The sequence below is a fragment of the Cyanobium sp. ATX 6E8 genome (assembly GCF_024346335.1).
Lineage (GTDB): Bacteria > Cyanobacteriota > Cyanobacteriia > PCC-6307 > Cyanobiaceae > Cyanobium_A.
The window spans coordinates 200,521-221,681 of sequence record NZ_JAGQCT010000001.1; the positions used below are offsets into that span (position 1 = coordinate 200,521).

The following is a 21,161-nucleotide window of genomic DNA, read 5'->3' on the forward strand; positions in this document are numbered from 1 at the left end:
GTTTGGCCATGTTTATCCGCTGATGGGCCAGAGGTAGACGAGCCCGGCTGGCTCCAGCCGGTGGGTGATCACCCGATAGCTCTCCTGAATCCGCTTCGGTTCGGTGGCCAGCTCTGATTCGATCGTTTCCAGCCGCCGTTGCCAGTGCTTCTGATCAGCCGAGAGTTGTTTGCGCTCCTGGCTGGAGAGCTTCTGCAGATCCAGGGCAGGCACTTCCAGCTGCTCTTCCAGACCTGGGATCAGTGCGGTGGGATCGGCGGCCGCGGCCTGTCGATCGAGCTTGGCTAGATCCCGGTTGCGCTGTCTCACGGTGGCATTGATGCGTTTGCGCTGGGCCCGGAGCACCTCCTTCAGTGCATCGGCCTCGGTGGAACCCCGCTGCTTGAGCAGTTCAGCCGCGGTGGCCTGGGCTTGTTCGGCTGCCGCATCCAACGCTGGTTTGAGGGCCGCGACATCGGCTGGGGCATCGGCTTGCAGCTGGCTGCGGATGGCAGCCGAGACCGCCTCTGCGTTTCCAGCCTCCATCGCCTTGGTGAGTACAGCCCAGGCCTGCTGTTGTTGAGCACCCGCCAGTGGCTTCAGCGCAGAAGCGCGGTCGTCGCCGGGATGCCAGTCGGCGATCACGCTGATCAGCTGATCATGCAGTCGCGTGGCCCCCTGGCCAAACAGCGACAGCCGCCCCAGCACCAACACCTTCGGCTGCGGATCCGTGCTGGCCAGCACACAGGCCCGACTCAATTCGTGGTGCAGGAACCCCTGGCTGAGGAAGCGGCTCAGCAACCGCTGCACCAAGCGGTGCTCCAGGTGCAGGTGCACAGCCTCGGCATTGAGCCGGCCGGGATCCGAGAAGATCACCGGCCGCACCGGGTGCTCCTGGCGCCACTGCCACAGGGGCGTCTTGCGATCCCACACGCCTCGCAGGCTGTCGAGGGTGTTCTCCCAGCTGCGGTCGTTGCTGCCGGCCACCAGGGCCTCGGGATGATCCAGCCGCCAGCAGGCCTGCCCCTTGTCGTCGTTGCCTTTCACCAGACCACTCACGCCCAACAGATCGAGCGAGCAGTTGAGGGCATCGCGGAAGGGGTCGTCATCGAATCCCAGCCAGCCTTTGGATTTGGCCAGCAGCTGGCGCAGCTCATCCTGCTGTTGCTGCAGCTTCTCCACCCGCCGGGTCGCTTCCAGCTCCTCGCGGGCGCGGTTGAGCATCGCGCCCCGATCGGTGCTGGCTGAATCCATCGCCAGCAACTGCTGCTCCACCACCTCGGTGTCGTCGGTGTCGATGCCGCCTTCGAGCACTTCATCCACCTGCCGCTGCACCAGGGGCGAAAGGGAACCCAGCTCCTGGCGGATCACCTCCGTTTTCTTCACCAGGACATCCATCACCCGGTCCTCCGGCCGGTCTTCCAGCACGAAGTAGTGGCACCACACCTGGGGAGCGCGCTGCAGCTTGCGGTCGATGCGGCCGTTGCGCTGCTCCAGCTTGCTGGGGTTCCAGGGGATATCGAAATGGATCAGGTGCTTGCAGTGGTTCTGAAGGTTCACCCCCTCGCGGGCGGCGTCGGTGGCGATCAGGATCCGCAATGGTTCCTGATCGGGGTCGGCATTGAACTGGGCCTTCAGTCGCTCGCGGTTGTCTTCACTCATACCGCCGGTGAAGGGAGCAATACGGCGATCGGCATCGTCATCTCCGAGCAGGTCCCGCAGTTGCCGCTCCAAATAGCGCTTGGTGTCGACGTAGTCGGTGAAGATCAGCAGCCGGGTTGGGTTCCATGCAGCCTTGGCCTCTCCGAGATTGGGGCAGAGGTGGGTGCGCAGAAACTTCTCCAGCAGCTGGATGCGGGGATCGGCCAGGGATCGATTGGCCGCTGCGATCTCGCCCATCCGCTCCAGTAGGGCCAGATCGCTTTGATCAGCCTCAACGGTTTGGCGTAAAGCCGCTCGGGTTTGAGCCTCCTCCAGGTTGAGCAGCTCGTCTTCTGTGAGTTCGGCTAGGTCGCTGTCGTTATTCACGCCGCCGAGCAGCAGATCGAGTTGGGCACCTGAAGCCGCCAGGGATTCCCGCCGCTGTTCTTGCTTTTGATCCAGGCTCCTGCGGTGCACCTTGAGGGTGCGTGCGAAGGCCTCGATCGAGCTGAGCAATCGCTTCTGCAAATTGGTGATCACCAGCCGATCGGCATTGAGTTGCCGCTTGGTGGCACCCCCCAGGAGCAGCCGTTGCTCCCTCTGCTTGCGGTACTTCTGCAGCAACCGTGAGAGCTCCAGCTCTGGGGTATCTGCTGGCAGGCTGCCTTTTGGTACGGAAAGTGGTTCAACAATCCGCTCAGGGAACTCCTCGCCAATGCGGCGTAGGTCTTCCTTGAGGCGGCGCACCAACACGGTGTCCAGATCCCCAGGCTCGAAAGGGACACCCCGCACAAAGCGCGCTGGATCGAGTAGTTCCAACAGAGCCGTGAAGCTGTTGCTGTGGCCGTTGTGGGGTGTAGCCGAAAGAAAAACGCGGTGCTCGAACAGGGGCGCCAGGTCCCGCAGACTGCGGGTCAGCCCGGAATCGATGGCATAGCGAAGCGTGTTGCTGGCCGGCGCGGCGTTGTGGGCTTCATCAAGGATCAGGAGGCTCTGGACAGGAGACTGGTCTTCCCCTCCCTTGCCCTGCTCCAGCCACACCCGCAGCGGCGCGGAGTACTCCGAATTGCGCAGCAGCGCATGGGAGATCAGGAAACGGCTGCCGGTGCTCCAGGGGTTGGTGCCGTAGCCCCGCTCCTGGCGCACCTTGGCCAGGTAGGCCCGGTCCATCACGGTGAAGGCGAGGCCAAAGCGGCTGGCCATCTCCTCCTGCCACTGCCGCAAGACAGAGGGAGGGGAGCTGATCACCACACGCTTGATCCGCTGGCGCAGCAGCATCTCGCGCAGGATCAGGCCTGCTTCGATCGTCTTACCCAGGCCTACGTCGTCGGCGATGAACAGGCCCACCCGAGGCATCTGCAGGGCTTTGCGCAGCGGTTCGAGCTGGTAGCCCTTCACATCGATCCCGGCCCTGTAAGGGGCCTGGAATAGTTCAGCGTCGGTGGCGGTGACGCAGTTCCAGCGCAGGGTGTTGAGGTAAGCGGCGAACTGCTTGGGCTGGTCAAAGCCCCGCTGGGCCACCGCCTCCCAGCTGCTCTCCCCCAGCACTTCGAAGTCGATCTCCCGCTCGCGGAACACCGTCAGCCGGGCTCCGATGGCGTCGTCCTCCATGCAGGCCATCGACACAACCGTGTCGGCGCCTGGCTCCTGAGGTGCCTGAACGTCCTCCACCAGGTAGCGACGGGTGCGACACCGGACGACTGCGCCCGGCTTGAGCTTCTGGCGAGTTCGGGAGGGGGTGGCCGTCATCGTTGCGCCGCCAGCCGTGGCTTCATCGGCATCTAAAGGAGCAGGAGCGCCTTTCAGCAGTCTGCACCTGTCTGATGCTTGGGAACCGCTACCCAACCTGCATTGCTCTTAAATCTGCATTGTTTTGCACTTTGTGCATACATTTAGGCCTTGCCGTAGTCCCCCCTGTCTGCCCGTCGGCAACCTCATCACTGGACCAGCGGCACAAGAGACACCACGCCATGGACAGTCAAAGGCTGCCCGACCACGCACAGCCAATTGCCTGCAGATCAGGCAAACCGAGAAAAGTGAGGTGGTGGAGATTACAGCCAGCCACGTTGAGGCAGGCTCTGCAGCGTCGGCTGCAGCTGGCGCTGCCGGCTGCAGGAATCATCCAGCATTGCCAAGGCAACAGCTACCGCCAGCACCGCCACTGCCAGCAACCGCCATGGAAAACCTCTCGGAGTGCTCCGCAACCGCCCCTTGCGCTTGGCAGTAGGAAATTCTCTCCCACCCTGCAGCACCGCTCCGCAGCGACCGCAGATCAACCGACCAGCCAGGCTGCGATCGGCGCGAACAGAGGTGCTGCCGCAGTGCGGACAAGCCATGGCGTTGCAACCGTGGAATCCAGCTTGGCCTTGTGCGAACGAGCTGCCATCAGCAGGCATACAAGTGAATAGATCCGGGCCTCCCAGTCCAAACTGCCGCCGATCGGCATGATGATCACCGAGCTACGGCGACAGGACCAGACCATCCAGTAGTAACAGCAGCGATATCGCTCACCCCGGGGCTGCCAGAGCTGGCCCAATCACCTGGCCGGTCTTGTGAGCTTAAGCTGTGGGCAAACAGTCCTCAGCAGGGATTGAGGCAGAGCAGCGAACCGCATCAATTCAGGCCGGCAAGCCACATAAAGGCGCTAAAGCTTCTAGCAAAATCCTTACAGACTTAGGTGATACCTCAAGCGCATGGGCCTCGATCTCCATCGCATACATGTTGCGCGGCATGCTCTTTTTTAGCTCTTCAAGATGGGCTAAAGTCTTAGGCCTATTTGCGAGACCCGCGCGAACAAGATCCCGGAAATCTGCCGATTGCCTACCATTATTGAAAGTCTTAAAAAATCGAGTTAAAGTAATTGAGTCCGATCCTTTGATACCACCTTGCTGCAGACAATCTTGAAGTGCATGAACAGCTTCATGGGCGATGACTTCAGTCGCCAGGGCTGGATCACGGAGAGATGCCTTGCACAAAATCAGCAGGTTGTCGAATCTCGAATAGGCGCCCACTGTCCCAGCTTTTGGGCATTTATCCCTGATCTCAGTTTCAACTCCCATCTCCCCAAGAAGCTGGAGGATTTGCTTCCCTCCTGCTCCGACGTTTACGGTGCTGATCTGGGCATCATTGGGTATAGGCATCATCGGCTTGGCGACTGATGCAGTCGGCCTTGCAGACCGTGTTGGCATCGAGGCAATAGAGCTGAGGGACTGCGCCTCCTTGCCTATGGGGGGAGCAATGTTGTCGCAAAGCGCAGCGACCATTTGGGTCGTCTCGACGTCACTAGATGTTGGGAGCCCCCAGTTAGACCAGCTAGGTGGATACGCGCGAAAGCTCCAGGCGACCTTCAACGATTTGCAATCGACGGCTACCCAGCCCCGAAGGCATCCCCGCACCTTTGTGACTCGGGTCCCATCTGGGCGCAGCGTCCAGCCAGGCCAGTAGAACTCGCATTTGGGAGTACGCCCCAAGGCATCAAAAAACCAGAGGGACGAGGGGGCGATGTCATGGCCTCTGAAGCTCCGCCACTTCGCATCCTCGGCAGACTGCCTATCCCGCTCCACTTGCTGGAGCTGTTGTAGGCGGTGCATCGTTGGGCTGGGCTGACTCGGAATTGGTTGAGCCCATGCTGAGCCTGCTGGGATCGCATCCGAGGCGGCCAAAGAGGCAACGGCTGCCCCAGCAGCCATGACCGCGGGCAGCCTGTTCAGCGACCACGGCCGCTTACTCACCACGCTCCAGCTCCTCAACCGCTGCGAGCAGCAGCTCTCCAACAAGTTGATCGAGGGAGATTCCGCGGGCTCGGGCAAGCGCCGTCAAGCGCTTGAGCACTTCCCCGTCTAGGCCGACGGCAAGCTCTGCCACTGCCTCCATGCCGCCCCGGAAGATGAGCTGACTAGCTTATCTAGTTTGCCTAGTCGCCAAGGCCGAGGTGCTTTTCGATCCTGCTGACGCGCTCCTCCAGGGACAGGGGGTCTTCCCCTGAGACTGCTTTGGCCAGAACGGCTGCAACGAATTCGGTCAACGTCACACCTTGTCGAGTGGCGTAAGCCTTCACCAGCTTCAGCAGCTCAGGATCGACCTTGATGTTGAGCTGGGTCCTCGTCACCGACCGCAATCCGCATCACCGCAGGCTATCGGGGCATCTTGCTGGGCAGCCTCTAGGACTTGATGAGGGCCGAGGGCGCGCCGTGGCCGGGGACGGCACTGCCGCTAACGCCGGAGGGGCTGCCCAAGTAGCCCCCAGGGGTCTGCGACAAGACAGAATTTTCGATGTCCGTTTCTGCAGAGTAATGGACAATGTCCCTGCATGTAGGGCACGGCGAAGCTGCTGAAGTTGCAGCGCTGGCGCAGGTCGAAGGCCTCCACGGCCCGGATCAGGCCAAGGCCTCCGGCCGACACTAGGTCGTCGAAGGGCTGGCCACTGCGGCGGGTGTGGCGCTGGGCCACCATGCGCACCAGGGCCAGGTTGTGCTCCACCAGGGCATTGCGCCACAGCAGTCGGGTGGTGGCGTCGGGGCTGGCTGCCATGGCTTCGAGCCAGCTGCGGTTGCGCGCGTGAAGTTCGGATGCGGCGAGTGTTGATGCGGTGGGCTTGGGAGCAAGAGACTGGGGAGCGGGGACCTTCGGAGCGGGTGCCATGGAGGGCGAGACGTCGGTGTTTTCACCGTCGCCGCGGTGCCCCAACCGTCGCTTCCCCCGCGCGGGGGACTTGCGCTCACCCAAATGGGGGATCGCCCCTCAGTAGGCCAGAGGCGTCTGGCCGTGCAGGGGCTGCAGATCTGCCCAGGTCAGCAGGGCCGGCCAGTTGCGCACCCGCTCATACACCTGACGATGCCCGTCGCTGTTGAGATGCAGGCCATCGCTGCTCAGCCACTGAGGCCAGTCGGGATCGGCCAGCAATCCCTTCAGCAGGGGGAGGAACGGCACGTCGGCTTCCAGGCAGGCCTCCTCCAGCAGGCCCTCGTAGCGGCGGATGTCGGCTAGGGAATACCAGAGCACGTCGGCGTAGGGCATGGCGGCCTCCTCCACCGGTGTAAGCCCGATCACGTGCACCGGGGCGATCGCTCGGGCCTGTTGCAGCAGCTGCTGCAGGCCAAACAAAAAGCCCTCGGCATCGAGCTGGGGCCGGCCATCAGCCCGTCCCACCCGGGCCGTGTCGTTGAGCCCGATCCCCAGCAGGATTCCCTGGGGCTGCTGGCGCCGCAGCTCTCCGCGGCAACCCACTTCGGCGCTCAAGCGAGCAGCCAGCCGCTCCAGCCCGTCGCCCCGCACGCCCAGGTTGTAGAGCACCGGGCCGCCCGGCAGGTCCATCCAATGGCGCCGCAGCTGCTCGCACCAGCCCCCCTCCAGCGGGTCGCCCCAGCCGAACACACCGCTATCGCCAAGCGCCACCAGCTTCCTGGGGATGGCCATCACCATGGGGGGTCTCCAACAGCCACAGGCGGGCGCGATCGCTCAGATCTTCCCCCAGCAGCGTCAGCAACGCATAGGCCAGCACCAGCGCCAGCAGCTGGTCGCCGGCAAACGAACTGAGGGCCTCGAGCAGCTGGCTGCCCAGACCGGTGGCGCCCACCAGACCCACCACCACCGATTCCCGCAGGATCACGTCGGCCCGGTAGGCGCCGTAGGCCAGGTAGGGGCGGGCCAGGCCACTGAAGCGGCCGTAGAGCAGGGCCAGGCGCGGCCCGCCTCCAGCGGCCAGCAGGGCCTGCTGCTGGTGTGCGCCTGTGGTTTCGGTGGCCTCCAGCAGCAAGCGGCCGAGGATGCCGAGGTTGTGGAACCCCAGGGCCAGGGCGCCGGTGAGCACCCCGGGCTGGAGCACAAACAGCAGCAGCAGGGCGGTCAGCGGTGGCGGCCACAGCCGGCCCAGGGCCCAGAGCCCGCGCACCAGAGCGCCCCCAATCGGCCAGGGCGCGACCACCAACAGCAGCAGGGGTGCCAGCCCCACGGCCAGGGCCGCGGCCAGCACCGTTAACAGCACGGTGTTGGCGATCAGGCCCGGCCAGGGCAGGGCGGCCACGGCACCCCAGTCGGACGGGCCCAGGGGGGGCAGGCCCTGCCACTGCAGCAAGGCGGCGGGCTCTACCTCCAGCTGCCAGGCCACCACCGCCAGCAGCGGCAGCAGGGCCAGACCCGCGGCCACCAGCTCGCGCGCTTGCCGTCCCACGGACCGCTGGCGCAGCCCCAGCCGCGCCGGCATGGCCCAGCGGCGCCGCAGCCAGCCCAGCAGCGCTTCAAGCAGCAGCATCAACAGCAGCAGCAGCCACAGGCCGGTCCAGAGCTCACGGAAGGCCAGCGACTGCAGGGTGAGCCGCAGCTCGGTGCCCAGACCCCCCAGGCCGAACACCCCCAGCAGGGTGGCGCTGCGCAGGGCGCACTCGAGGCGATAGCCGCTGTAGCTGATCACCTGGGGCAGCAGCGGCGGCCCCAGGGCCGTGAGCAGGGCCGCCGGGGCCGGGGCTCCGCCAGAGCGCAGGGCCTCCAGGCTCGCGGTGGGCAGGGTGTCGAGCAGGTCGCTGACCACCCTGGCCACCAGGGCCCCGAAAGGAATCGCGATCGCCACCACCGCCACCTCCGGTTGCAGGCCCACCAGCTGCAGCAGCAGCAACCCCCAGAGCAGTTCGTGAAGCGAGCGGGGCAGGGCCAGCAGGCGGCGGATCCAACCGGCCGGGGCGGCACTGCCCGTGCAGGTGCGCCACACCACCCGGGAGCTGGCGATGCCGAGCCCCAGGCCCAGCACCAGGCTGCCGGCCCAGCCCAGCAGAGCGATGCCTGCGGTCACGCCCAGCCCTCCCAGCACCGACCTCAGCACCAGCGGATCAGGGGAGGGCTGCAGCGCTGCCGCCGCAAACTGCCCCACCAGCTCCCAGCCGCCGCCATGGCTGATCCCGGGCAGCAGGGCCAGCACCGGCAGCAGCACCAGGGCGGGCAGCAGCACCCACAGGGGCGCAGCGGGCCTCATGGTTCAGCGCCGGCGTAGAGCGCCTCGAGTTGGCCAGGATCCAGGCTGGCGCAGGGTTGGTCGAAGACCAGACGCCCATCCCGCAGCCCCACCACCCGATCGAAACCCGTCAGCAGGTCGGGGCGGTGCAGGCTCAGCAGCAGGCCCCGCGGCGGGCCGGCCAGCTCCAGCAGCAGGGTGAGCAGATCGGCAGCCAGGCGCGGATCCAGGCTGGCCAGGGGTTCATCGGCCAGCAGCAGCAGCGGCTCCTGGCGCAGCAGCCGGGCCAGGGCCACCCGCTGCCGCTGGCCGCCTGAGAGCGCCGACACCGGTTGGTTGAGCAGGGCCGGATCCAGATCCAGCCGCTGCAGCACCTCTGCGCAGGCCGGGGTGTCCAGGGGCAGCAGCAGGTTGAGCAGGGCCCGCGGCCAGCCCCACGCCGCCAGACGGGCGGCGTTGAGGTTCTGCTGCACCGTCAGCTCCTCGATCAGGCGCAGGTCCTGCCAGAGGGTGCCGATGCGGGCCTGCTGGCGGCGACGGGCGCGGCGGCTGCGGGCCCGGGGTTCGCCCTGCCACCGCACCTGGCCGTGATCCGGGGCGAGCAGGCCGTTGGCCACCGCAATCAAGGTGCTCTTGCCGGCGCCGCTGGGCCCCAAGAGGGCCACCCGCTCGCCGGGCTCTAGCTGCAGCGACACCCCATCCAGCCGCGGCTGGGTGCGCCCCCGCACGGTGATGGACTCCAGGCTCAGCAGGGACGGCAAGGTGAGGTCAGGCCAGGGTGAGTCGATAGACGATCAGCGCCAAGATCAAAGCCACCAGGCTCATCTCAATCAGATCGGGGCCGCGGGGGTTCATGGCCGGATTAGAAGCGCCGCCGCTCAAGGCTGGCCGCCGAGGGCAGCGCCAGGGCCACCGCCAGCAGGGGAATCTCCAGCAACAGCTGGCCATTGCCGAAGGCGATGAAGGCCAGATCGAGGAAGGCGATGCTGCGCAGAAACAACGACCACGCCTCATCGCCCTCGTTGCCCGCCCGGCGCCAGAGCACCAGGCCAGCCAGTAGCAGCACCAGATCGATCAACCAGACCACAGACAGAGGCACCGGGATGCGTCAATTGTGAATGGTCTGGCACCCAGCGTGGCCAGCCTGGGCGAGGGGCCTGTTAGCGGATCTTGCCGATCTGGCGTCCCACGGATTCGATGGCCTTGTATTGGTCGTTGCTGGCTGGCACGAAGCGCTCAGCACCGAACAAGTCGAGGATCTGGGCTTGGCGAGGGTTGCTGGCTTTGAGCCCCACAAAGGCCTGCTCAAGTTTGATGGTAAAGCCCTTGCCATACTCTTGGTCAAGATTGGGTTGCACCACCCAGGTGTAGTTGGCGTAGCCAGGGGTGCGCCAGATCGGGATGACTTGTTGGGTAGTTACTTTCCCGGCCTTGAGCGTGCTTGTCCACACCTCTTCATTGACCACGCCGGCATCGTAGGTGCCGCTTTTCACCAGGGCGATCAGGGCGTCGTGGCTGCCGCTGAAGCCCGGTGCGCCGCCGGCAAAATCATTGAGCTGCACGCCCGCTTCATTGAGATAAAACTGCGGCATCAGCCGGCCTGATGTAGAACTTTCCGAGCCGAAGGTGAAGCGCTTGCCCTTCAGTTCGCGCAGGCCGTTCACGCCGCTGATTGGCTTGAGGCCGCTGCGGGGGTTGGCGATGAACACGCTGTGGAAAGAGCGGTCGATGTCACGCTGGGCCAGGGCGCGGGCGCCGGGCTTCTGCAGCCAGGCCTGCACGCCGGTGAGTCCGCCAAACCACACCAGGTCGAGATCGCCGGTGCGGAAAGAGGTCACCGCGGCGGTGTAATCGGTGACCGGGATGAACTTGACCGGCACCTGCAGCTGCTCGCTCAGTTCATCGGCCACAAGGCCGTACAGCCGATTCAGTTTTTCGGGGTTTTGATCGGGAATGGCGCTGATGCGCAGCACCCGCTTGTCTTGCGGCTGCACCGCGAGGTCGGCCCCTGTGCCGGGGGCTGAAGATCCGCGATCGGAGGGATTGGAGCAGGCCGTTGGGAGCAGACCGATCAGCAGGAGGCCGGCGAGTGCAACGGCCCAACGTTCTCGTGTGATCAAGGCAGGAGTGGCTCGGAAACGACCCAATCCTCCGCCATCGGCTGGCGCTACAGGCTGGCCAAGAAGCGCTGCAAGCGCGCCAGGCCGTCCTGGATGGTGGCAGGTCCGGCGGCGCAGGACAGGCGGATGCAGCGGTCGTCGCCGAAGGCCACGCCGGGCACCACCGCCAGACCAACCTCATCAAGCAGGCGATTGCACAGGGTCATGGAATCGAGGCCGTAGGCACTCACGTCGGGGAACGCGTAGAAGGCTCCCTCCGGCGGCAGCAGTTCCAGCCGTTCGATCGCCATCAGTCCCGCCGTCAGCAGGCTGCGGCGCTCATCGAACTGGGCGGCCATGGCGCGCACACAGTCGCGGGAGGCGCTGATCGCGGCCAGGGCACCGAACTGGGCAAAGCTGCACACGTTGCTGGTGCTCTGGCTCTGCAGGGCGCTGGCGGCGGCCACCACCGACCGTGCACCCGCCAGCCAGCCGATGCGCCAGCCGGTCATGGCCCAGCCCTTGGCGAAGCCGTTGACGGTGAAGATGCGATCGGCCAGGTCGGGTGCCACCGCGGCAAAGCTGTGGTGGCTGTGGCCAGGAGCCAGCAGAAACTCATAGATCTCGTCGCACACCACCGCCACCTGGGGATGGCGGCGCAGCACCGCGGCGATCGCCTCCAGCTCTGGCCGGCTCAGCACCATGCCGGTGGGGTTGCCGGGGCTGTTGAGCACCAGCAGCTTGCTGGCCGGGGTGATGGCCGCTTCCAGAGCGGCGGGATCGAGCCGAAATCCCTGGGCCGCTGAGCTGGGAATCAGCGCTACCGAGGCTCCGGCCAGTCGGGCGATTTCGGGGTAGCTGAGCCAGTAGGGCGCCGGCAGCAAGAGCTCGTCGCCCGGCTCCAGCAACACCTGGAACAGGTTGTAAAGGGCCTGCTTGCCGCCATTGGTGACCAGCACCTGGTCGGCGGTGGTGGCTACGCCGTTTTCCTGGTTCAGCTTGGCGGCGATGGCCTCGCGCAGGGCCGGTTCGCCGGCGGCGGGGCCATAGCGGGTGTGGCCCGCCTCCAGGGCTGCGGTGGCGGCCTCACGGATGAAGGCGGGCGTGTCGAAGTCCGGCTCGCCGGCGCTGAGGCTGCAGATGTCGTGGCCGTCGGCCTTGAGGGCCTTGGCGCGGGCGGCAATCGCCAGGGTGAGGGAGGGCTGCAGCGCCCTCGCTCGGGCGGAGAGCCCAGGGGTGTTGGTGGTGGGTGCGGCGAACATCCCTGTGTCCGGCATCGGGATGCGCGGCTTCAGCACTGAAATCCATCCTGCCGCACAGTTTCTCCACCTACGGTTCGAGCTGGCACGAAAGGGGCAGTTCGTTGCTGAGCGTCACCACTGGTCCTTGATGACTTCCCCACTCCCGCCGCGCGACCCCTTGCAGCAGCTGGCCCGCTCCTGCGCTGCCTGCCGCCGCTGCGGCCTGGCGGCGGGCCGCCAGCAGGTGGTGGTGAGCCGAGGCAATCCAACCGCCCGGCTGATGCTGATCGGCGAGGGGCCGGGTGCCCAGGAGGATCTGGCGGGGCTTCCCTTTGTGGGTCGCTCCGGCCAGCTGCTCGAGCAGCTGCTGGCCGCCGCCGGGCTGGACAGCCAGAGCGACACCTACGTGTGCAACGTGGTGAAGTGCCGGCCGCCGGGCAACCGCAAGCCCACGGCTGCGGAAATGGCTGCCTGCCGCCCTTGGCTGGAGCAGCAGATCGCCCTGGTGGATCCCCTGGTGATTGGACTGGTGGGCGCCACGGCCCTGGAAGCCGTGCTGGGCATCCGCGGCGGCATCACCCGGCTGCGGGGCCAGTGGCGCGCCAGTGACCAGGACACCCCGAACCTTGGCGTCCTGCAGGGGCGCTGGTTGATGCCCCTGCTGCATCCCTCCTATCTGCTGCGCAATCCTTCCCAGGCGGAGGGATCTCCCCGCTGGCACACCGTTCGCGATCTGGCCGAGCTGCGCCGCCGTTTGATCGACCCGCCACTTGGCTGAGGTATCACTTGGCTGATCCGCCAGCGGTGGTGATGTTGTGACAGGCTTTGCGCAGCCTCCGGCCCCCAGCGCTCTCCCGTCATGACCGGCACCCTGGCCCGCCCCGACGCCTCCTCTCCCGACCGGGCCACCGACCCGACCAACGACTGGGCCAGCGACCCCCGTTTCGACACCCAGATCCACCGCCGCAAAACCCGCAGCGTGCGGGTGGGCGGCATCTGGGTCGGCAGCGACCACCCGGTGGTGGTCCAGTCGATGATCAACGAAGACACCCTCGACATCGAAGGGGCCACGGCTGGGATTCGGCGGCTGCATGAGGCCGGCTGCGAGATCGTGCGGCTCACCGTGCCGTCCCTGGCCCATGCCAAGGCGGTGAAGGAGATCCGCCAGCGGCTGGAAGACAGCTACAAGCCCGTGCCGCTGGTGGCGGACGTGCACCACAACGGCATGAAGATCGCCCTCGAGGTGGCCCAGCACGTCGACAAGGTGCGGATCAACCCCGGTTTGTTTGTGTTTGACAAGCCCGACCCCAACCGCACCGAATTCAGCCCCGAGGAGATCGCCGCTATCGGCGAGCGCATCACCGACACCTTCGAGCCGCTGGTCAGCCTGCTCAAGGAGCAGGACAAGGCCCTGCGCATCGGCGTCAACCACGGCTCCCTGGCCGAGCGGATGCTGTTCAGCTACGGCGACACGCCCATGGGCATGGTCGAGAGCGCCCTGGAGTTCATCCGCATCTGCGACCGGCTCGACTTCCACAACATCGTCGTGTCGATGAAGGCCTCGCGGGCGACGGTGATGATGGCCGCCTACCGGATGATGGCCGCCCGCATGGATGCGGAGGGATTCCATTACCCCCTGCACCTGGGCGTGACCGAAGCCGGTGACGGCGACTACGGGCGCATCAAGAGCACCGCCGGCATTGCGCCCTTGCTGGCCGAGGGCCTGGGCGACACGATTCGCGTCTCCCTCACCGAAGCGCCGGAGAAGGAGATCCCGGTTTGCTATTCGATCCTGCAGGCTCTGGGGCTGCGCAAAACGATGGTCGAATATGTGGCCTGCCCCAGCTGCGGCCGCACCCTGTTCAACCTGGAGGAGGTGTTGCACAAGGTGCGCAACGCCACCGCCCACCTCACCGGCCTCGACATCGCCGTGATGGGCTGCATCGTCAACGGCCCCGGCGAGATGGCTGATGCCGACTACGGCTACGTCGGCAAGACCCCTGGCAGCATCTCCCTCTACCGCGGCCGCGAGGAGATTCGCCGGGTGCCGGAGGCGGAAGGGGTGGAGGCCCTGATTGCCCTGATCCGGGAGGACGGCCGCTGGGTTGATCCCTGAGCGCTCCTGGCTTGTTGTCGTCCGGTTACCCACCCCCGTGGAAACCTCTGCGGCGGCGCTAGTTTCAGAGAACGTATCCCGCGCCTCCACGGCTTTTTCTGATGGCCAGCCCCCGCACCAGCCTGGTTGTGCTGGTAGGCATCGGTGCCTGTGCGGCCACGGCGGTTGTGGCCCGGGAAGTGGTGACGCCGCCGGGGGGCACGTCGCGGATCAGCGACAGCCCCAAGGAGGTGATCGACCAGACCTGGCAGATCGTCTTCCGCGACTATCTGGACATCAACGGCAAGTACAAACCGGAGCAATGGCGCAGCCTGCGCAGCAGTGTGCTGGCCAAGAGCTACGGCAGCACCAAAGAGGCCTACGAAGCGATCCGGGGCATGCTCGGCAGCCTCGATGATCCCTACACCCGCTTTCTCGATCCGCGGGAATTCAAGGAGATGCAGATCGACACCTCCGGAGAGCTCTCCGGGGTGGGCATCCAGCTGAGTCTCGACAAGGAGACCAAAAATCTTGTGGTGGTGTCGCCGATCGAGGGCTCGCCCGCGTCCAAGGCGGGGGTGCAACCCAAGGACGTGATCGTGGCCATCGATGGCAAGAGCACCAAGGGGATGAGCACCGAGGACGCGGTCAAACTGATCCGCGGTCAGGCCGGCACCTCGGTAACCCTCACCCTGCAGCGCAAGGGCCAGACCCTGGAGGTGCCGCTCACCCGCGAGCGCATTGAGCTCCATGCCGTTGACCATCAGATCAACACCACCACTGATGGGGTGAAGGTGGGCTACATCCGCCTGCGCCAGTTCAACGCCACGGCCACCAAGGACATGCGTCTGGCGGTGAAGGATCTGGAGGAGAAAGGCGCCCAGGGCTACGTGTTGGATCTGCGCAGCAACCCCGGCGGCCTGCTGATGGCGAGCGTGGAAATCGCCCGCCAGTGGCTCAACGAGGGCACGATTGTGTCCACCAAAACCCGCGATGGCATCCGCGATGTGAAGCGGGCCAACGGCCGCGCCCTCACCAACAAGCCGCTGGTGGTGCTGGTGAATGAAGGCTCGGCCAGTGCCAGTGAAATCCTCTCCGGCGCTCTGCAGGACAACCAGCGGGCGGTGTTGGTGGGGCAGAAGACCTTCGGCAAGGGTCTGGTGCAGTCGGTGCGGGGGCTCTCCGATGGCTCCGGCATGACCGTGACCATCGCCAAATACCTCACCCCCAGTGGCCGGGACATCCACAAGCACGGCATCGACCCCGATGTGACGGCGAAGATGACCGAGCTGGATGCCCAGCGGCTCAAGCTGGAGGATCTCGGCACCCGCAAAGACAGCCAATACCGGGTGGCCGAGACCACCCTGGTGAAGCGGCTTCGCGCTGCCAATGGTGTGGAGAAGGCCTACAACCCGGCCAGCACCAACCTGCCTTCGGCTTTGGCCAAACCAACGGGCGCCGCCCGCTGACTGAATGACGGCTCCCGCTGAGTCGATATGGACCCTGAAACCCTGGTGGTGTCAGCCCTGGAGCATCGTGCTCACCGGAGCGGGAGTTATCGCTGTGAGCTGGTTTCTCCTGCAGCGCTGGTGGATCGCTGGGCCTGTGCCCCTGGTGGTACTGCTCTGGTGGCTGCTATTTCTGGTGCTGGTGCCAGCCAGCTATCGGGCACAACAGCAGGAGCGCCAAAGCCTGGAGCCCTGAAACGGCCTAGGAAACAGGCTGCATCAGGCCGCCACCGGGGCTGGAATCGTCATCGTCGTTGTTGTTTGTGTCGCCCTGAAGGAGGGCGTAGAGGCCTAAGGCCACCAGGCTGACCACTCCGGAGATCAGACTGAAGCCACCACTGAAACCGCCGAAGCCCGAAGTCGCGTCGATCACCTCGCCCATCGGACCACCGTTACACAAGTTCTCATGAATGTAACGGAACTTTGAGGGTTTTGGGGCAGGGGCGGGAATTAGCACCGCCAGCCCTCTTACGCCGCCCGCTCTCACACCGTTAAAACCGCCTCGTTCTGAACCACTTGCTGCTCGCTGCGCTGGGCCTCGGTGAGGCCATCGGCGCCGGGGAGTTGGGCCGCCATCTGGTTCAGCCAGCCCATCAGCTCCTCCAGTTGCTTCTCGGCGGGAAGCACGCCCAGGCCCCGGGCCAGCACCTTGGCGGTGCTCCCCGACCCCGGCTGATACACGAGCCGCCCATGCAGGTGCTGGGGCAGACCCTGGCGCAGCAGCCGGAAGGCCGGCTCTTCCATCGGTGTGTCCAGGGCGATGTTGGGCTTTTCCGGCTTGATGCGCGAGAAGCCGCAGCGCTTGGCCACCAGCTTCAGCTCCATCAGCTGCAGCAGCGATTGCACCGGCGCAGGGATGGCCCCATAGCGATCCACCCAGCCGGCCGCCAGCTCCACTAGGGTTTCCCTGTTACTGCAGTCGGCGGCGGCGCGGTAGGCCGCCATCTTTTCGTCGTTCTCGGTGATCCAGTCGCCCGGGATGAAGGCGGTGATCGGCAGGTCGATCTGGGTGTCGTCCACCGCCGGGATGTCCTGGCCCTGGATCTCGGCGAGGGATTCCTGCAGCATCTCCATGTAGAGGTCGAAGCCGATCGCCTCCATCTGGCCGCTCTGTTCCACCCCCAGCAGGTTGCCCACGCCGCGGATTTCCATGTCGCGCATGGCCAACTGGTAGCCACTGCCCAGCTGGGCGAATTCCTGAATCGCCCGCAGCCGCTGGCGTGCCGCTTCGCTGAGGGAGGCATCGCCGGGATAGAAGAGCCAGGCGTGGGCCTGGATGCCGCTGCGGCCCACCCGGCCGCGCAGCTGATACAGCTGGGCCAGACCAAACTTGTGGGCGTCCTCGATCAGGATCGTGTTCACCCTGGGGATGTCGAGGCCGCTCTCCACGATCGTGGTGCAGAGCATCAGGTCGGCCTCACCGGCGTTGAAGGCCACCATGGCGCTCTCCAGCTCCCCCTCGGCCATCTGGCCGTGGGCCACCAGCAGCCGTAGGCCCGGAATCATGCTCTGCAGTTGGGCGGCCACATCGTCGATGCCCTCCACCCTGGGCACCACGTAAAAGATCTGGCCGCCGCGGTCGATCTCCTGGCGGATGGCGCTGCGCACCGCCTCCTCATCGAGGGCGGCCAGGTGGGTTTTGATCGGCCGGCGCAGCGGCGGCGGTGTGGTGATCAGGCTCATCTCGCGCACGCCCGAGAGGCTCATGTAGAGGGTGCGTGGGATCGGTGTGGCGCTGAGCGTCAGCACGTCCACGTCTTTGCGCAGGGCCTTGATTTTTTCCTTCTGGTTTACGCCGAAGCGCTGCTCCTCATCCACCACCAGCAGGCCCAGCTGCTTGAAGCCGGTGCCTTTGGAGAGCAGTTGGTGGGTGCCCACCACCACATCGACTTTGCCGCTGGCCAGCCCCTCGAGGATCACCTTGCGCTCACCGGCGGTGCGGAAGCGGTTGAGCAGGCTCACCTTGAGCGGATAGGGCGCGAAGCGCTCCGAGAGGGAGCGCCAGTGCTGCTGGGCCAGCACGGTGGTGGGGGCCAGCATCGCCACCTGCTTGCCGGCGGTCACAGCTTTGAAGATGGCGCGGATGGCCACCTCGGTTTTGCCGAAGCCCACATCGCCGCACACCAGCCGGTCCATGGGCTGGGGCTGCTCCATGTCGCGTTTCACATCGGCGATCGCCTTCACCTGATCGGGGGTGGGTTCGTAGGGGAAGGAGTCTTCGAGCTCGTGTTGCCAGGGGCCATCGGCCGGGAAGGCGAAACCCGGGGCCTGGTGGCGCTCGGCATAGAGCTTCACCAGATCCAGCGCCACCTTGCGCACGGCCTTCTGGGCCCGCTCCTTGGCCTTGGTCCAGGCCGTGCCGCCCATGCGGTTGAGCTCGGGCGGGGCATCGGTGCTGGCGCGGTAGCGGCCGAGGCTGCCCAGCTGGTCGGCGGCGACCCGCAGCAGGCCGTCGGCGTACTGCACCACCAGGTAGTCGCGCGATTCGCCGCTGATCGCCAGCTTTTCCAGCTTGAGAAACCGGCCGATGCCGTGGTTGCGGTGCACCACAAAGTCGCCCGGCTGCATCTTGTTGGGATCCACCGTGCGGCTGGCGGCCTTGCGCCGCCGCCGCACATAGCCGCTGGCGGCCAGGGCGTGCTGGCCGAAGAACTCCCGATCGGTGATCAGCACCAGCTTCCAGGCCGGCAACTGCAGCCCTTCGAGCTCGGCGGTGCCCTTGGTTTTCAGCGCCACCGGCGTGGCCTGCTCCACCAGCCGATCAATGGCCGGGAAGTCGGTGGGGTTGGGCACGAAGCGGGTGATGCAGTCGTGCTCCTCCAGCAGGGCTACCGCCCGGCTGGGCTGGGCCGAGAGCAGCCACACCGTGGCCTTCTCGGCCACAAAGCCCTTCACCAGCCCCGCCAGCTTGCCGAAGGCGTTGGGGTAGGCCGGCACCGAGCGGGAGGCCAGATCGAGACTGTTGGGGTGGCTGTCGGTTTCGTGCAGCTCGGCCAGATCGAAGCCGCCGAAGGCTGCCGCCTGCTCCAGGGCCTCGCTGGGCGGGCGGTGCAGCAGCGGTGGCAGCAGAGCCAGCTCCTGGCACACCTCGCTGTGATGCTCCACAACATGGTCGAACCACTGCTGGCCGTGGGAGAGGCAATGGCGCCGCTCGTCCACGGCGATCAAGGTGTGGGCGGGCAGGTAATCGAGCAGGCAGGCCGGTTGCTGCCAGGCCAGCCCCATCAGCCGCCGCAGGCCCTCGGGGGTGCCGCCCTCCAGCAGCTGGTCGCTGGCCTCGGCGCTCAGCAGCTGATCCAGTTCATCGGGCATCGCCTCGCGCAGGGCATCGGCGATCAGTGGGCCGTAGCCGGTGGGGGTGAGGCGCACCACCTCAACGGCATCGAGGGAGCGTTGGGAGGCTGGATCAAACTCCCGCAGCTTCTCCAGCTCCTCGCCAAAAAATTCCAGCCGCACCGGCAGCTCGGCGCTTACCGGAAACACGTCGATGATGTCGCCGCGGCGGCTCCAGCAGCCCTCCTGCTCGATCGTGGGCACCCGCTCATAGCCAAGGCGCGTCAGCGTGGTGGCTAGCTCGTCGAGATCCACCGTGTCGCCCTTGCGCAGGCTCAGGCACTGGGCCTGCAGGGCCTCCGGCGGCGGTAGGTGGGGCTGCAGGGCCCGCTCGGTGGCCACGATCGCCAGGCGCTGGCCGCCATCCAGCAACTCCGCCAGCACCTGCAGCTGGCCCCAGGTGATTTCGCTGGTGGGATCGAAGGGCTCGTAGGGGCTCGCTTCACTGGTGGGATAAAGCTGGCAGCTGGGCCAGCCCATCAGCTCCAGCAGCGCCGCCCAGCGCCCGGCCTCCTCCAGGGTGGGCACGATCACCAGCAGGGGAGCGCCGGCGGCGCCCGCCAGCGCCGAGCTGATCAGGGCCCTGGCCCCCCGGCCAGCGCCGCTCAGTCGCAGGCGCTCGGGCCGCTTGCTGCGCTCCAGCACCTCCCCGGTGAGGGATGCCTGCTGCAGTTGACGCACCAGGGCGGAGAGGGGCATGGAGGTGCGGGAGGCAAGAAGCCCCGATCTTCGCAACCAGCCTCAGACTGGTGCGGACCGTCCGACTGCCCTGGTGCGTTCTCGCCGTCCGTCCCGCCTGGATCGCCCCCACGGCCAGGTTTCCCTGCGTGTGCTCAGCGGGCTGCTGGCTTTACTGGGCGCCGGATTGGTAGCCCAACTGTCGAGGCCTGGGGTGGAGGCCCCGCCGCTTCCCCCGCCCGCCCTCTCCCAGCCCGCTGCCCCGTCGTCGGCATTGGAGGCGTCTCTGCTGCAGCAATTGGCTGTGGCCGATCAGCAGTGGATCCCCAGGGCAGAAACCCTTGCCAACGGTGCAATCCGTTACCACTACCGCCGCCGCGCCGATCAACCGACGCTTTCAGTGGCTGAGCTGCGTGCCCTGATCGCCAATCCCCCCAGCTTTGGAGTGGAGCGGCAGGCGATTGCTGAACTGCTGAGCGTGTTGGCGACAGCGGGGGTGCGCCTGGAGCTCACCGAGCCGCACAAGCTGGGGGCGGCGGGTGAATGGGATCCCCAGGCGCGCACGCTGCGCATCCAGCCCCGGGTGGTGGAGAAGGGCAGTGCGGAATTCGCCACGGTGCTCAACCATGAGGCCATTCATGTGGCCCAGAGCTGCCGCAACCGGGGGGTGCGCTCCAGTCCGCGGCTGCTGGGTCTGCCTACCGCCTTGCCGGCCCACCTGGCGGGGGTGCTTAATGATCCGGTGTACCGCCAGGCCTCAGCCCACGAACAGCAGCTCGAGCGGGAGGCCTATGCCAACCAGGCTCAATCGGGTCTGGGTGCCCAACTGGTGCGCCAGCACTGTTAAGGGTTCTGCCCGGCCAGCCATTCACTCTCCAGCAGCATGTTGAACTGCAGCAACTGGGCGTCGCTGAGCTGCTGGCGGCTGGTGAGGGAGAAGTGCTGCTCGAGAAAGGCCCGGCCCTGGCCGGGATCCCATTGCAACTGTCCCAGCAGCGCGTCGCACTGGCTGAGCAGCTCCCGGCGCCGCAGCGGAGCCGGGGCGGTGGCTGGATCCGTGCCCGGTGCAAATCCCTCCAGGGCCTGGAGGTAGGCCAGCAGATCGCCGTAGCTGGTGAGGCGATTGCGGTTGGGGTGGTTGAACACCCGCTCCAGGTAAATCGCCTCCTGGTCGCGGTCCCAGCCGAGCCGTTGCAGTTCCAGATCCAGTCGGGCCAGTTCGCTGCTCCAGTCCTCCGGATCGGCAGGGGGTTCCTCGGCGAGCTGGGCGGCCGGCGGGCTCGGCTGCTCTTGGTGTGGCGGCGGGCTGGGCGTTGGGTTGCTGGGCAGGGCTGATGGGGTTGCTGAAGCGGGTGCTGGAGTCGCTGCGGCTGCTGGCGGGGTTTTGGGGGTGAGGCGAGCTGCCAGGCGTTGGCGGGCCCTGTCTTCGGCCTCCTCCGCCGTGGCGGCTTCCCCAAGGGCACCGTCGACGAGCGTGCCGCCGCGCCGCGCCTGCACCAGCACCACCCGGCTGCCGTGGTCGGCATGCACCAGTTGGACCTCCAGCTGTGACTCCTCCAATTGCTGTAAACCCTCCACGAGCTGTGAATCCTGCAGCGGGCGGCTCAGGGTGTCTTTCTAGACTGCTTTTCATCTTGGCCCGCT

At 66.3% G+C, this 21,161-nt stretch carries 20 protein-coding genes; 6 read left to right on the forward strand and 14 right to left on the reverse strand.

The window, feature by feature from the left end:
* Positions 1–12: 12 nt before the first annotated feature.
* The 3 genes from drmD to KBY70_RS01110 all read right to left on the reverse strand — a co-directional run bounded on the left by drmD (position 13) and on the right by KBY70_RS01110 (position 4,883).
* Positions 13–3,369, reverse strand: a complete 3,357-nt coding sequence (drmD, locus tag KBY70_RS01100; protein WP_254987061.1) for a DISARM system SNF2-like helicase DrmD — start codon at positions 3,367–3,369, stop codon at positions 13–15.
* A gap of 523 nt (positions 3,370–3,892) precedes the next feature.
* Positions 3,893–4,075, reverse strand: coding sequence for a hypothetical protein (locus KBY70_RS01105; RefSeq protein ID WP_254987062.1), 183 nt, complete (start codon positions 4,073–4,075; stop codon positions 3,893–3,895).
* A gap of 163 nt (positions 4,076–4,238) precedes the next feature.
* Positions 4,239–4,883: a hypothetical protein gene (locus tag KBY70_RS01110; RefSeq protein WP_254987063.1), complete on the reverse strand. Its 645-nt coding sequence runs from the start codon at positions 4,881–4,883 to the stop codon at positions 4,239–4,241.
* Between the two features lie 424 nt (positions 4,884–5,307).
* Here KBY70_RS01110 and KBY70_RS01115 point away from each other — a divergent pair, with 424 nt between their 5' ends.
* Positions 5,308–5,463: a hypothetical protein gene (locus tag KBY70_RS01115; protein WP_254987064.1), complete on the forward strand. Its 156-nt coding sequence runs from the start codon at positions 5,308–5,310 to the stop codon at positions 5,461–5,463.
* A gap of 70 nt (positions 5,464–5,533) precedes the next feature.
* On the opposite strand, the gene KBY70_RS01120 is transcribed toward KBY70_RS01115, so the two are convergent.
* The 8 genes from KBY70_RS01120 to KBY70_RS01155 form a co-directional block, all read right to left on the reverse strand.
* A complete protein-coding gene (locus KBY70_RS01120) occupies positions 5,534–5,728 on the reverse strand; it encodes a hypothetical protein (RefSeq protein ID WP_254987065.1) in 195 nt (64 codons plus the stop codon).
* A gap of 104 nt (positions 5,729–5,832) precedes the next feature.
* Positions 5,833–6,150, reverse strand: a complete 318-nt coding sequence (locus tag KBY70_RS01125) for a sigma factor (RefSeq protein WP_254987066.1) — start codon at positions 6,148–6,150, stop codon at positions 5,833–5,835.
* Positions 6,151–6,360: 210 nt separating this feature from the next.
* The gene (locus KBY70_RS01130; RefSeq protein ID WP_254987067.1) at positions 6,361–7,041 is read right to left on the reverse strand and encodes a GDSL-type esterase/lipase family protein; all 681 of its coding nucleotides are present in this window, start codon (positions 7,039–7,041) and stop codon (positions 6,361–6,363) included.
* Positions 6,998–8,584, reverse strand: a complete 1,587-nt coding sequence (locus tag KBY70_RS01135; RefSeq protein WP_094559311.1) for a phosphonate ABC transporter — start codon at positions 8,582–8,584, stop codon at positions 6,998–7,000. Before KBY70_RS01135 ends, KBY70_RS01130 begins: the two co-directional genes overlap by 44 nt.
* Positions 8,581–9,324, reverse strand: coding sequence for an ATP-binding cassette domain-containing protein (locus KBY70_RS01140; RefSeq protein ID WP_094559310.1), 744 nt, complete (start codon positions 9,322–9,324; stop codon positions 8,581–8,583). The genes KBY70_RS01135 and KBY70_RS01140 overlap by 4 nt, the downstream gene beginning before the upstream one ends.
* 101 nt (positions 9,325–9,425) lie before the next feature.
* Positions 9,426–9,662, reverse strand: coding sequence for a hypothetical protein (locus tag KBY70_RS01145; RefSeq protein WP_233128419.1), 237 nt, complete (start codon positions 9,660–9,662; stop codon positions 9,426–9,428).
* 61 nt (positions 9,663–9,723) lie between these two features.
* Positions 9,724–10,683: a putative selenate ABC transporter substrate-binding protein gene (locus tag KBY70_RS01150; RefSeq protein WP_094559309.1), complete on the reverse strand. Its 960-nt coding sequence runs from the start codon at positions 10,681–10,683 to the stop codon at positions 9,724–9,726.
* 47 nt (positions 10,684–10,730) lie between these two features.
* A complete protein-coding gene (locus KBY70_RS01155; RefSeq protein WP_254987068.1) occupies positions 10,731–11,924 on the reverse strand; it encodes a pyridoxal phosphate-dependent aminotransferase in 1,194 nt (397 codons plus the stop codon).
* Positions 11,925–12,051: 127 nt separating this feature from the next.
* On the opposite strand from KBY70_RS01155, the gene KBY70_RS01160 reads away from it, so the two are divergent.
* From KBY70_RS01160 to KBY70_RS01175, 4 genes are all read left to right on the forward strand, one after another.
* Positions 12,052–12,681 carry a uracil-DNA glycosylase gene (locus KBY70_RS01160; protein ID WP_094559456.1) on the forward strand — a complete coding sequence of 210 codons (630 nt, stop codon included), beginning with the start codon at positions 12,052–12,054 and terminating at the stop codon, positions 12,679–12,681.
* Between the two features lie 81 nt (positions 12,682–12,762).
* Positions 12,763–14,019, forward strand: coding sequence for a (E)-4-hydroxy-3-methylbut-2-enyl-diphosphate synthase (gene ispG, locus KBY70_RS01165; protein ID WP_254987069.1), 1,257 nt, complete (start codon positions 12,763–12,765; stop codon positions 14,017–14,019).
* Positions 14,020–14,120: 101 nt separating this feature from the next.
* Positions 14,121–15,467: a S41 family peptidase gene (locus KBY70_RS01170; protein ID WP_254987070.1), complete on the forward strand. Its 1,347-nt coding sequence runs from the start codon at positions 14,121–14,123 to the stop codon at positions 15,465–15,467.
* Between the two features lie 4 nt (positions 15,468–15,471).
* Positions 15,472–15,702, forward strand: a complete 231-nt coding sequence (locus KBY70_RS01175) for a DUF6737 family protein (RefSeq protein WP_254987072.1) — start codon at positions 15,472–15,474, stop codon at positions 15,700–15,702.
* 6 nt (positions 15,703–15,708) lie between these two features.
* On the opposite strand, the gene KBY70_RS01180 is transcribed toward KBY70_RS01175, so the two are convergent.
* Both KBY70_RS01180 and mfd read right to left on the reverse strand, forming a co-directional pair.
* Positions 15,709–15,888 carry a hypothetical protein gene (locus KBY70_RS01180; RefSeq protein ID WP_254987073.1) on the reverse strand — a complete coding sequence of 60 codons (180 nt, stop codon included), beginning with the start codon at positions 15,886–15,888 and terminating at the stop codon, positions 15,709–15,711.
* A 101-nt stretch (positions 15,889–15,989) separates the two neighbouring features.
* Positions 15,990–19,538, reverse strand: a complete 3,549-nt coding sequence (gene mfd, locus KBY70_RS01185) for a transcription-repair coupling factor (RefSeq protein ID WP_254987074.1) — start codon at positions 19,536–19,538, stop codon at positions 15,990–15,992.
* 73 nt (positions 19,539–19,611) lie between these two features.
* Here mfd and KBY70_RS01190 point away from each other — a divergent pair, with 73 nt between their 5' ends.
* The gene (locus KBY70_RS01190) at positions 19,612–20,364 is read left to right on the forward strand and encodes a hypothetical protein (RefSeq protein WP_254987075.1); all 753 of its coding nucleotides are present in this window, start codon (positions 19,612–19,614) and stop codon (positions 20,362–20,364) included.
* Here KBY70_RS01190 and KBY70_RS01195 read toward each other — a convergent pair.
* Positions 20,361–21,077 (reverse strand): hypothetical protein, encoded by a 717-nt coding sequence (locus KBY70_RS01195; RefSeq protein WP_254987076.1) that lies wholly within the window; start codon positions 21,075–21,077, stop codon positions 20,361–20,363. The genes KBY70_RS01190 and KBY70_RS01195 overlap by 4 nt on opposite strands.
* Between the last annotated feature and the right edge of the window lie 84 nt (positions 21,078–21,161).